We start from the raw sequence: 11,946 nt of genomic DNA, 5'->3' as shown, positions 1-11,946 counted from the left end.
GATGACTGGCATAAGCTACCCATTCACCTCGAAAGGGATGCCAGCGTAGGTGGGAATCCCCCTATCGACAACTCCCGACTCCCCAACATCACAGGAAATATGCAAGGTTTTACGCGCAACAGCTTAAAAGCATAGCGTCTCCAGCTTCCCCAGCCTATTTTCAAATCAGCTGATTTTCCTGACGGAGGTACGCTTCAATAAATGGGTCGAGTTCGCCGTCCATCACATCCCCAACGGCTGTAGTTTCCACATTCGTGCGCAGGTCTTTCACCATTTGGTAAGGATGAAAGACGTAATTACGAATTTGGTTACCCCAAGCCGCTTCTACCATGTCACCTCGAATTTCAGCAATTTCTTTAGCGCGTTGTTCTTGAGCAATAATCAGCAGCTTGGCTTTGAGAATGGCTAGGGCTTTTTCCTTGTTTTGCAGTTGACTGCGCTCCTCCGTACAGCGCACAGCAAGCCCGGTAGGGATATGCCGAATCCGCACAGCGGTTTCCACCTTGTTGACGTTTTGCCCACCTTTACCGCCAGCACGGGAGGTTGTGATTTCTAAATCTTTGTCGGGAATGTCAAGCTCAACCGAGTTATCGATCAGCGGCATCACTTCCACCCCAGCAAAACTAGTTTGGCGCTTGCCGTTGGCATTGAATGGAGAAATCCGGACGAGGCGGTGCGTCCCTTTCTCTGCTCTCAGGTAACCATAGGCGTGACGCCCATCAATCTCCAGGGTGACTGACTTAATCCCCGCTTCATCCCCCTCGGATTTTTCTGCGAGGTGTACTTTGTAGCCGCGCTTCTCTGCCCAACGGGAATACATTCGGAGTAGCATTTCTGCCCAATCTTGGGCATCCGTACCACCAGCACCCGCATTGATAGTGAGGACAGCACCTTTTGCATCGTAGGGGCCTGATAGAAGCTGTTCTAACTCCCAGCGATCGAGTTCATGGCCAAGCTGAGTTAGGTTGGTTTGAGCTTCTGTGAGCAGAGTCTCGTCAGCTTCTAGTTCTAGCAGTTCCAAAACTGCTTTTGCATCTTCCAGCGTCGCTTGCCACTGATCGTACTGCTTCAGGTTGGATTTCAGGTCATTGAGTTGTTGCAGCGTTTGCTGAGCTGCGTTCTGATCATCCCAAAAATCGGGTTGAGCCGCTAGTTGCTCTAAGTCTTGAATTTTGGCGTTGAGAGCGGCAACGTCAAAGATAGTCCTGGGTTTTACCCAGGCGCTGTGACAACGTTTCGACTTCGCGTTTAATGTCTAATGCTTCCATAATAATTGCAGTCCTTCGCGACCACTTGAGGGTTGCATTAGACCTCTTGCATAAATCCTAGAATTCCCCCTAAATCCCCCAATTTAGGGGGACTTTGAACTCATGTTCCCTCCACCCCTCTCGTTCTCCCCTAAGAGGGGAGAGGACAAAGGACGAAGCCTTTTTTTCTTGGGGGGCTAGGGGGGTAAAAATTTACTTTTGCAAGAGGTCTATTGTCGATTGTAACCAGAGTTTGTCCCCTAAAACAAAAGTAGGGGTACGGCAGTCCGTACCCCTACCCTTGGGTTGATGGAATTGAGTTAATCCCGACTGTTAATGGCGATGAGCAGCCGCAAAATAAAGATGAACAAGTTGATGTAAGTTAGGTACATTGAGAGTGCGGCAGGCAGATACTCTTCATCACGGTAGGAGCGAGGCAGGATATAGAAATCTACCACTGCTGCACCGACAAACAGCAAGACCCCAACGCCAGAAATCCCAATTTCTAGCCAAGAGGGAGTGTAGATGCCAAAGAAGGACAATAGGACTTGAGCGACTACCACAACAACCAGGGCAATAATGCCAAGCTGTACTGTTTTGGTTAGCGCCATGCCGTCTTCCTCAGACAGATTGGAGCCAATCTGTCTGGCACCAATAAAGGTGACTCCACAGCTCAAAGCCGCAAAGCCAATCCCGGCTAAACCCACACCCGGTGTTTTTAGAGCCAGGAATACCAGACCGCTGAGGGTATAACCAGACAGCAGACTGTAGGTTGCCAACAAGGGCAGCGCAACGCTATTGTTCCCTTTTCGGGCAACGCCACTCGCGACGAAGAAAAGAGCGATTTCAACAATAAAGGCAACCCAGAAGGTGGTCATGAATAATCCTGGGTTGGAACGGAGAACACTAAGACCTCCATAGGTACCGAGTGCGGTTAAGACAAGTCCGCCACCGACGTAGGGCAGAGCGTTGGCGATCACGTTAGGGCCAACTAAAGCTTGACCTTTAGCTTCGCGAAGTGCCTGACGAAAGTTACTGGTGTTGCTCATGAGAATTCCTCGGAACTTTACCGATTATTTACAAACAGCAATTGTTATTTGCTTCTATTGTGACTGAGAACCCAGGAGATTAGCCAGGAGAAAGCACAGCAAGGGTTTTGAGGCTTTACCTGAAGACCTAGGTGGCTGGCACACAACAGATGTGGTGGATGAAATCTGCGTATTTATGCGGAGACTCAAAAAAGGAAGGGTTTTTATTTCCGTAGAACAACGATGGTGTATTCCTTTGGCTGTACAGACAATGAATTCAAGATGACTTGGTTAGACCAAGCCGCTTAAGGGGATCGGTTTGCACTGCTGGGATTTTTGGACAATGGCAACTCAGTCTGTACGTTTTCGGGGAATGGAACTTTTGATTGCTTACCACCGCAATCCTTCTATAAAAGTTCGCAATCAGCTAGTACAGCTTAATGCAGGGCTGGTGAGACAGATGGCTTATCGAATCAGTCAGCAGTGTCGCGAATCCTATGAGGATTTGCAGCAAATTGGCTTTATTGGCTTAATTCGTGCGATCGAACGATTCAACCCTTATCAAGGTTGTGCCTTCAGTTCATTTGCTATGCCTTACATTCGCGGCGAGATGCTACATTATCTACGCGATAAAGGCTCTCTGGTCAAGATTCCTCGCCGCTGGCATGATATTCAGCGGGAAGGCCGAAGAGTAACTAAAGAATTAACACTAACTCTGGGACGCCTCCCCAAAGATGCCGAGATTGCTCAAGCGCTACAGATATCTCTCAAACAGTGGCTAGAGAGTAAGTTGGTGACTCAAAATTGCTTGCCCTTAAGCTTGGATGTAACTGTAAGTCAGACGGCGGATAGCCCCACAACTTTTGGAGAGACGCTAACTGATCTCCAAGCGGAAGCTTGGCGGCATCGAGAAGAAGAGCGACAACAGCTCCAAGGAGCTATCAGTCAGCTGGATAAGAAAACTCAGATAGCACTTGAATCGGTGTTTTTCCAGGATTTACCGCGTCAGGAAGTAGCGAAGAAGATTGGTGTGAGCCCAATCACTGTGTCACGATACGTACAACGGGGAGTTAATGAGTTGGTCTCTCTGTTGCAGCCTCACACATCTGAGCGTCTGGCTAGTTGAGACAGATTAGATAACTGAAATGCATTGAAAGAACTTGGGAGTAAGTTAGGGTGGTTGGGAAAGAACTCCCAAAGGATGGGCAGAATTGCTTTGTTACTGAGAATCAGTTTCCAAGCTGGCTCTAGAAGCCTTACTGGCTCTGTTAACAAATACTGTCCAAAGGGTTCCCTAATCAACCATTCCCAAGGGTACAGTTTGAACAGGCTCTGAATAACTTGATTATCGAGGTCACAAAACACTTCTTCGCTACGACTCCAACCAATATCCTCAATGAAGATGTGTTGTGTTTCTAATCCTGCCTGAATTGCCAAGTCGCGCAGGTACTCAACTGTACCCAAATCTTCCTTGCTGTCTCGAACACAGGTGAAATAAAGAGTTTGTTCTCGGAGCCAGTCTATTTCTTGGAAAGCAGTTAGTAGCTTTTCATGGATGGAGTTGAACTGGTCGGCTGTGGGAAAGACTTCTTCCAACCAAGTCCACTGAACCACACTCGCCTCTAAAAGGGCTGTGGGGGTGTCGGCATTGTATTCTAAAAGCTTTGGGGGATTTTTTCCATCGTAGGCGAGGTCAAAGCGGCCGTAGAGGGTCGGGTCGTCCCTTTCCCAAGACCTGCGGCACAACTCGGCAAAATCGGGAGAAATGCACAGTTGCTGGAAGCGCTCTTCGCGGATAATTCGGTCTATCGCTTCCAAGCATAGCTGATGTAAATCCTCCGTTACTTGCTCTAGCTCATCGAGCTCTTGTACGCTGAAGCAGTAGCAAGCTCCCTCATTCCAATAGGGGCGATCGTTGAGGTAGGAGAAGTGAAATCCCACCTCCTCGCACTTTTGTTGCCAGTCCGCAATAGGTTCAAGAATAATGCGTTCCATAGTCTTTATCGGCAGGAACAGATTGAGGTTGATTGCTAGACCTTGGGTAGTAGTATATTCTGCCCCCCCTTGTGCCGTAGTAGGGACTATAGTAGTAGCCTGATGGGTAAGACCCATCGGTTATCGGTTCGCACTTATCTACCCCTCCCCATTCACGGCTACAGTCAGTAAGGTTACGATAAACTTCGCGGGAGCGTTTCTGACCCAATGAGCAGGCTGTCAGGGAAACTGAGGCAATTAAGACAAGAGTCAGAGTAGAAGTTTTCTTTTTCTGGACAATCATTCTTTGTTAAGGTAAATCATCAGCTTTTAATCGAGAGAACAAACTTTCCCAGCTTGGGGAGCGAACTTCATTTGCTTCTTCCTTCACTTCAAAAGTACAGTTGCAAGCCTTGGGTTGCTCTAGTATCTGAAGACAAAGCTCAGCAATATCTTCCCGACTGACTTTGCCCCGAATATTGTCACCTTGCTCGAATACCAAGGCTTTACCTCCCGGTTCTTCGGTTAAGGCACATGGCCTGATGATGGTGTACGGTACTCCACTCTCCCGCACAGCATCCTCACCTCTGAGTTTCCAAGTGAGAATTCCTCCCAATTGGTCATTCATCCGCACAGCTGGCGGTTCTTCCTCCAAGTTGATTCCCGGACGCCCCGGACGCGTTACGCCAGCAGAGCTAATCATGATAAACAGTGTCTTCGTAGCACCGCCATAGGCTTTAACCGTTTCCACTTGCAAGGCAAAGCCTCCCGGCGCAAATTTTGGATTGAGTGATCCGTCATACTCAAACTTACTGAGCATTAGCTGCAATGCATAGACCTGGCTGGAATCAAATCCCGGAGTGTCTTTTAAGGTTTTAGCGCGAAATACTGGAATCAGTGCCTCAAAGGGGATGCGAACATCAATCCAGCAGTCTTTTTCCGTATCGAAAGAATAGCAGTAGGAAATGCCATCCCATTTAGCTTCTGAACGCAGGATGAACTTATAGCGCTGCCCATCTCCTTTCACGCGCACTTCGATGCCCTCATACTCTGCTAAATTCAGGGGTGGGTCGAAATTGCGGGTGCGAACGGAAGCAAAGCCCCCAGAGTTGGCTGTTGAGACGATACCCGTGAACAACGCTGCATTATCAATCAGTCGTATCGAACTCTCACTGACGCCTCCCATCACTACATCATCTACAGCCCCCCAGGTTTCTTTCATGTCCTGTGTGGGGGTTTTAAAATCAAACAGCAGTGTTGATGCGGCCTTTGGTAAACTCCTAGCGGCAGCTTGCACAAGGTTGTTGATACCCTGATAGTCCACGATTTCAGGGCTATCCACAACTTCCGGCATATAGAATTTGATGCCCTGATAATATTTAGCACGGTCAGGGGTGTCACCTTCGACGGGTTGTACCCGAACTCCGGTGCAACAGACGATCGCAGAAACATTATTCATCAGTTGAGGTGTCAATGTTTCTGGGATGGTGATGTCTGCCTCAAACAGTTCTACTTTGCCACCCAGTATTTCCCTTGCTCTCTGGGAATCCCTGACTAGGGCACGTACCTGATAGTTGCGCTCCAACAGACGCCGCACAACTCGCTTACCGACGCCTCCAGTTGCTCCAGCTACGAGTATCACTCCCATTGATTGTCCTCTACTCTGGCTTTGTTGTTTAGCTTGGTCGCGGCTTCCTGTAAACAGCCGCTTTAGGCAGCTAAGGAAAGGAATGACCTCGAAGTAGGTCAGTGTTTCTAAAAATCTGCCAGCATCCCATCGAGAGCGATTTTTTTCTGTCACAACCGCATCCTCACTGTTTTCTTCAGTATAAAAATCTCTTAGGGAAATAGGGGCTAGGGCGTGTCTTCAAACCCGGAGAGCCCCCTAAATTCCCCTTAAAAAAGGGGACTTTGAGTTGATTCTCCCCCCTTTTTAAGGGGGGATAGGGGGGATCTTCTTCGCAAGACACAGGTAAATTTAGAGTTTGAAAACACGCCCTAGGGGTTAGATTGACCAGGGAAATGACACATCAAACCCCAGCCGCCTTGACATAGGCGATCGCAAGGGGTGTAATTTGTTTCTCGACTTGAGCAATCACAGCGCGATCAAAATCAGTCCATACTCTGGGCTGCTCGAAGACACAGGGTTGCAGAATTCCCCATAAAAGACCGTCCTGGCACAGGTGAGAATGAATTAGTGCTCTGTGTCCAAAGTTTTTTCGCTCAAAATCCCGGTTAACTACCTCTGGGCTAGCTGTCTCAACATCTTCAACAAAGATAGAGGGCTGGGCACGCAATGCGGCTGCAAAAAGTGGGTCTTCATCGGGTAAAGATTCTGGTTCGGGTTTCCAATCCGAGTCAGTGACATCGGGATAGCGATCGCTGCGACGCCAGCAGTAAGCGATTTTACCAATTTTCGTGTGTGGGTTACGTAGGTAGAGAAAGCAGCGATGGATGCTAGCGTGTCCTGCTTTGCTATCACCCTGGAACACCTCACCCAAAGCTGGCAGCAGCGCAGAAAAGACAGCATCCGGTTCACTGTCGTTGGTCAAAATTTTCTCTAAAATAGCAGGTAGAACTTGGTTATCCATGAGCTTGTTAATGCCTATTTGTGCGATCGCGGTTCAATAGTTTTCACAAAATTTTTCTTGGTTATGTCCATATCTAAATTCATTATAAAGATTTAAAACTAAAAGCTGACAATCTTTCTATAGTATGTTATTCAGGCAACCAAAATACTGACTTAAAATAGTTCGTTAGGTAGAGTTAAATATTGGTTTAAACGTTTATCTCTATAGAAATCTAGAGAAAGTGTCTAATTTCATAAATCCATTGATTAAGCTGTGGCACTTTGACTGGATGAAAGATAAGTAAACTCAATGAATGACGACCTGATTAGTCTCAGACTAGCCAGTTAATTGAGTTCATGAGAAAAGCTCCATCCAAAAGCTTAGCGATTGCAGATATCGTGATAATAAGTAAAACTGGAAATAGAAAGGTTTTCAACAGATATTGACGTTTTGCATTTAATCAGGGTGACAAGAATGAATATGGACTTTAAGGATTTGGAGGCTTTTGCTGAGCAAGATTTTAGTCAGATGGTAGCTGATGTGCCAGCGGAAAGAACATCCCAGTATCAGGATGCAGTTCCTGAAGAAGTACTTGATTTGCTGGAAGAAGCTGTAGAAACCTACGATATTGTCGAACCTACACTTCCTCAGCGTTTGCGGAAAATAGCCCGAAAAGAAATTGATTTTTTGATTGCGCTTTATCACGAAAAAATTAAACATTCTCCATGTCTACACAACTCCCAGCAACCCCAGAAGATTCGTCAGCTTCTATCGTGTAGTTTATTGTGAAGAACCCACGCACTTGCTATTGGCTACGTGCGGGGCTTTTTGCGGATTCAGTTAAAACACTGAGCAGTGAGCAGTAACTAACTGTTCACTGCTCACTCAATACTAGACCTCTTGCATAAATCTTGGAATGCTCCCTAAATCCCCCAATACTGAGTGACTTGGAGATTCCGATTCCCCCAAAGTTGGGGGGTTAGGGGAGCAGAAATCGAATGAGAGCAAGAGGTATACTGTTATTACTCCCGTTCCAAGAGCGATCGCTCTCTCAAATAAGTCTGGAAGTTGTCAAGATTTAAGTTTCACCACACCATAAGAAAATAGCGATTCTCTCTTTGAGGCTTCGAGCCTGACATTGATGCTTCAGTTTCAACCCCCTGGATTTGGGCTAAAAGTAGTTGATACCTCCTTGGGTTCGATGGTGTACTACACTCCAGTCGCACTCCCTTGGATACTAGCCAACCCAGAACAGGAGGAATTACCTCCACTCATATTCCTGCATAATTTTGGCGGTGGGGCTTCTGCTTACGAGTGGTCTAAAGTGTATCCCGCTTTTGCTACCACTTACCGAGTCATTGCGCCCGACTTGATTGGCTGGGGGCAATCGGCTCACCCCATCCGAGATTATCAGGTGAGTGACTACTTGACGACTCTGGCGGAGTTTCTCTCCCAGGTGAGTGACTCTCCAGTACCTGTTGTGGCGTCTTCCCTCACAGGTGCTTTGGTGATTCGCCTTGCCATTGAACGTCCGGAATTGTTCAAGGCACTATTTTTGGTGTGTCCATCAGGGTTTGCTGACTTTGGACAAGATGCTGGGCGCAGATTACCACTCAATGTAATTAGAATACCGCTGTTAAACAACCTGATTTATACCTTAGGGGCGACGAATGAAGTGGCTGTGACTAACTTTCTGGTGCAGTTTCTGTTTGCCAACCCAGAACGAGTATCACAGGAAATGGTAGAGGCTTATTTAGCCTCCGCCCAACAACCCAATGCAGAATACGCTGCGTTAGCTTTTTTGAGGGGTGACCTATACTTTGATTTGTCCTTTTATATCCCGCAACTAAAGGTGCCGACTGTTATATTTTGGGGAGAAGAGGCTCAGTTTACCCGCTCAGAGGTGGGGCAGCGTTTGACAGGTTTGAACCCGGAAGTGATTCGAGGATTTGAGGTGATTCCGGAAACTGGGGTATTGCCACATTTGGAAAAGCCGGAGGTGATGATTGGATTATTGCAACGCTATTTATGTTAAGTCGAATGGCATTGACTTAAGCAAGAAGTAATCGTTCTTTGAAAAAACCCCAGATTGGGGGGTTTCCCCCCAATCCCCCCACTGGGGGACGGAGTGCCTACCTAGAGACCCCCTGTACAAGGGTTGGTTGGTGAGGTCAAGAACTTCTTAAGTCAGTGCCATTCATATTAACGAGAATAAAACCAGTGATTAATAATACAACACCTATAGGTAGCCCTAGAAAAACCATATCTAGAGGAGTCAGAGGTTGAGTTATTTTCCAAAATAGAAATACATAGACTATTAACAATATATTAATCAAAAATACAAAGCTCACCAAGAAAATGAAAATAGAAGCAGAAATATCCATGACTACACTCAGCGACGAATAGGGGATTTGACGAAGAACTAACTTACATGCTCCATTGGTAGGGCGATCGCTCAATTTATAGACTAAGCGATCGCACAATTCCTTAACCTAACGATGAACGGCTTTAGTTAAACTGTTCGATGGAGCTTTTAAGGCTTCATGCACCACCTTATGCCCAATGGTAAAGTCGCGCAATTCGACCCGCGTGACCTTCACTCCCCAAGGTTCGGTAGCGATATCCAACTCTCGTACCATCACTTCATTAATTTCATTTCGAGCAGTAAAGATTTCCTCCAAATCCATTTTGGCAATTTCAGAACGAATCAAAGTTAGTAGCAAATTCAGCATTGCTGCTTTGAGATTTTGCACCTTATAATATGCTTTCTCAATGTCTGTAATTCGCCAGTAGACTACAATATCAACGGTGACAGAAACCTTATCTCGTGTGGTATATTCTTTAATGGGAACCTCTAAGATTTGTTCTCGGAGAGTGGCTTTGTAAGTTACATATTCGATAAAGGGAATAAGAAAGGTAAGACCGGGTTCCAGTTTCTTCCCTTCATACTTACCTAAAACCTCAACTAAAGCTTCGTCCCCTTGTTTGATAATTTTGACACTGTTGGCAACAGTAGCAGTTCCCGTCAGACCTAAAAATGCCATTAACAGCCATTGAAACATGATAAATCTCCTGATGAATGAATCTGAAAACGAACTGATGAAAGAGAAGTCAATTCAAAATCTAAAATCCCAAATTAGTTGACTTAGTTTAAGAATGGAACAACTTCTCTGAAGCTACAATCAACGTGTTGCCTTCTCGACGCAAAACATAAACCTTCTGGTTGGAGGCGATCTCACTTTGGTAGTTCTCGCAACGACCTTGCCAAGAACATCCTTCATAAAGCACTCGTCCGGTTTGTCCTGGCAAAATTTCACTTAAAGTCATCGCCTCAGTTGTCTCCTGAATCCTGTACGTTTTACGCTTGATAAACATCGGACGCACCCAGATAACACTCGTTAAAGACAGTCCCATCCAGAACATAATATGTAACTGAAAGTCTTCGTACATGATGTACTGCCAATCCAAATCCATGATGGTCGTAAACTGCCACAAAATTAACGATACAATCAGAGCATTAACTCCCATAATCAAGGCGATTAGTCTGTATTTATTCGCCTGAATTTTGTGGATAAATAACTCGCTTGTGCAAAGAATAACTCCTGCTGTCAACCAAAACCAAGGTGGACTAAATACAAAGGGTGAGTTAGTTGTCGTCTGCGCCAGTAAACCGATAATAGTAAACTCCACAAAGCCTTAACCTCCTATTAACTCTTTTTGCGTTTTACCTTTTGTACGGGCAGGTTTGGCAATGTCCGTGAATCCATAGATTTTGTTGTGTAGCCCGTTAAACCCGCCCCTACCAGACGTTTGAATTTTGACTGGCTTATTTCTGAAACAAGTTTTCTGGCAGTACAATCAACATATTTCCTTCCCGACGCACAACGTAAACTCTCTGATGGGATGCGATCGCACCTTGATAACCCTCTGTGCGAGCTTGCCACAAACAGCCTTCATACAGAACTTGTCCCGTTTGTCCTGGTAAAATTTCCGTTAGTGTCTGCCCCTCCGTTGCATCTAGAACCACAAATTTTTTCTTCCTGAGTAACATTGGACGTACCCAGATAACGCAAGCGGTTGAAAGTCCCATCCAATAGGCAAGTTGCAATCTTCCATCGTCTAGGAAGGCATAACGCCATTGAAAGAGCGCTACAACTAGAGAACTAGCTCCCATAATCAAGGGGACAAGTTTGTATTTTTTCGCCCAAGTGTTTGGGAGAACCAATTCCATCAGACAAAAAATAACTGCACTACTAAACCAGAACAAGGATGAATTAACAGTAAAGGTTGGTAGAGAAGTAGCCTTTGCCAGCGAACAGATTAGAGTAGAACTTGGCAACACATTCACCTCCCGGTAAAGTCTTAATATTGAGTCTTGATACTGGTAGACATGTGAGTTCTTTAAGAATTCACCGATTAGTTAAAACACGGTCTAAGTCACACTTAAAACAGTCACCACGACTAGAATTAATCCGTAACCACTTTTCATCTGCCGACCAGTAATAGGTCAAAGCCTGAGTGCTGCGAAGATGCCGACGACCAACCAGCGCTAGTTCCTCAGGGGGATGTTTCTTGATGAGCGCTTGGATAGCAGTCAGTCGCTCTTGCACAGATGGGTGCGTTTCGCTAGCATGTCCGCTTCCGGGTAATCGAGAGAGAATATCCAGGCTACGCAAACACCCTTCGGGTTCAAAGCCGTCTTGGACGGCATACTCATACCCAGAGGCATCGGCGTCTAACTCTTGCAATCGACTCAACTGACCCATGCGCTTATTCAAGTCAGCCATGCGTTGCACTCGTTTAGACGGGTTTAATCTCTCAATCTGCTCCACTTCTTTGGCGTACTCACTGCTACGGATGGCAATGTGTCGATGAGCATGGTGTGCCATTTCATGACCGACAACGCAGGCAACGGCAGAGCTATCTCCTGCCAACTGGTCAAGCAGCCCCCGATTAACCACAATCAAATTGGCGTCAGTGGCGTGAGCATTGATGTCATATTCAGAGTCAATAACCACCCGCCAAGGATGTTGGTCGAGGTTGTTAGCACGAGCTACCCGTTCCACAATGCGATAGAGTACGTAAAAGTCTTCAGGAAGTTCTGTTTCAGCTAGGGCATAAGGAGTG

13 protein-coding genes are annotated in these 11,946 nt (G+C 46.2%); 3 read left to right on the top strand and 10 right to left on the bottom strand.

From position 1 onward, the window contains the following. Positions 1–160: 160 nt before the first annotated feature. Together prfB and V6C93_RS09410 are read right to left on the bottom strand one after the other, a co-directional pair. Positions 161–1,268 (bottom strand): peptide chain release factor 2 gene (gene prfB / locus V6C93_RS09415; protein WP_333476398.1). Its coding sequence is split into 2 segments (ribosomal slippage): positions 161–1,195 and positions 1,197–1,268, totalling 1,107 coding nucleotides; the frame shifts between segments, so codons are not numbered across the junction. A 299-nt stretch (positions 1,269–1,567) separates the two neighbouring features. Continuing rightward, entirely contained in the window at positions 1,568–2,296 is a 729-nt protein-coding gene (locus V6C93_RS09410) for a Bax inhibitor-1 family protein (protein WP_333476397.1), read from the bottom strand. Between the two features lie 322 nt (positions 2,297–2,618). On the opposite strand from V6C93_RS09410, the gene V6C93_RS09405 reads away from it, so the two are divergent. Further along, the gene (locus tag V6C93_RS09405; protein ID WP_333476396.1) at positions 2,619–3,401 is read left to right on the top strand and encodes an RNA polymerase sigma factor SigF; all 783 of its coding nucleotides are present in this window, start codon (positions 2,619–2,621) and stop codon (positions 3,399–3,401) included. Here V6C93_RS09405 and V6C93_RS09400 read toward each other — a convergent pair. The 4 genes from V6C93_RS09400 to V6C93_RS09385 all read right to left on the bottom strand — a co-directional run bounded on the left by V6C93_RS09400 (position 3,374) and on the right by V6C93_RS09385 (position 6,840). Continuing rightward, on the bottom strand, positions 3,374–4,270 hold the full coding sequence (locus V6C93_RS09400) for a glutathionylspermidine synthase family protein (protein ID WP_333476395.1): 897 nt from the start codon (positions 4,268–4,270) through the stop codon (positions 3,374–3,376). The two genes, V6C93_RS09405 and V6C93_RS09400, sit on opposite strands and share 28 nt — an antisense overlap. Further along, a complete protein-coding gene (locus tag V6C93_RS09395) occupies positions 4,251–4,553 on the bottom strand; it encodes a hypothetical protein (RefSeq protein WP_333476394.1) in 303 nt (100 codons plus the stop codon). The genes V6C93_RS09400 and V6C93_RS09395 overlap by 20 nt, the downstream gene beginning before the upstream one ends. A gap of 6 nt (positions 4,554–4,559) precedes the next feature. Continuing rightward, a complete protein-coding gene (locus tag V6C93_RS09390; protein WP_333476393.1) occupies positions 4,560–6,050 on the bottom strand; it encodes a CIA30 family protein in 1,491 nt (496 codons plus the stop codon). Positions 6,051–6,279: 229 nt separating this feature from the next. Continuing rightward, positions 6,280–6,840 carry a GAF domain-containing protein gene (locus tag V6C93_RS09385; protein ID WP_333476392.1) on the bottom strand — a complete coding sequence of 187 codons (561 nt, stop codon included), beginning with the start codon at positions 6,838–6,840 and terminating at the stop codon, positions 6,280–6,282. Between the two features lie 453 nt (positions 6,841–7,293). On the opposite strand from V6C93_RS09385, the gene V6C93_RS09380 reads away from it, so the two are divergent. Both V6C93_RS09380 and V6C93_RS09375 read left to right on the top strand, forming a co-directional pair. After that, the gene (locus V6C93_RS09380; RefSeq protein WP_333476391.1) at positions 7,294–7,608 is read left to right on the top strand and encodes a hypothetical protein; all 315 of its coding nucleotides are present in this window, start codon (positions 7,294–7,296) and stop codon (positions 7,606–7,608) included. 352 nt (positions 7,609–7,960) lie between these two features. Beyond that, on the top strand, positions 7,961–8,854 hold the full coding sequence (locus V6C93_RS09375) for an alpha/beta hydrolase (protein ID WP_333476390.1): 894 nt from the start codon (positions 7,961–7,963) through the stop codon (positions 8,852–8,854). A 457-nt stretch (positions 8,855–9,311) separates the two neighbouring features. Here the strand turns inward: V6C93_RS09375 and V6C93_RS09370 are convergent, their stop codons facing one another. From V6C93_RS09370 to V6C93_RS09355, 4 genes are all read right to left on the bottom strand, one after another. Continuing rightward, on the bottom strand, positions 9,312–9,881 hold the full coding sequence (locus tag V6C93_RS09370; protein WP_333476389.1) for an SPFH domain-containing protein: 570 nt from the start codon (positions 9,879–9,881) through the stop codon (positions 9,312–9,314). A gap of 88 nt (positions 9,882–9,969) precedes the next feature. Then, a complete protein-coding gene (locus tag V6C93_RS09365; protein ID WP_333476388.1) occupies positions 9,970–10,509 on the bottom strand; it encodes an NfeD family protein in 540 nt (179 codons plus the stop codon). Between the two features lie 136 nt (positions 10,510–10,645). Next, positions 10,646–11,050, bottom strand: coding sequence for an NfeD family protein (locus V6C93_RS09360; RefSeq protein ID WP_333476387.1), 405 nt, complete (start codon positions 11,048–11,050; stop codon positions 10,646–10,648). A gap of 178 nt (positions 11,051–11,228) precedes the next feature. After that, positions 11,229–11,946, bottom strand: a 718-nt coding sequence (locus V6C93_RS09355) for a M48 family metallopeptidase (protein ID WP_333476386.1), incomplete at its 5' end; no start/stop codon positions are given.

Origin of the sequence: Allocoleopsis sp. (assembly GCF_036703385.1) — a bacterium.
Classification (GTDB): domain Bacteria; phylum Cyanobacteriota; class Cyanobacteriia; order Cyanobacteriales; family Coleofasciculaceae; genus Allocoleopsis.
Note: the sequence above shows the minus strand (reverse complement) of the source record. Positions and strands in the feature narration are given on the sequence as shown.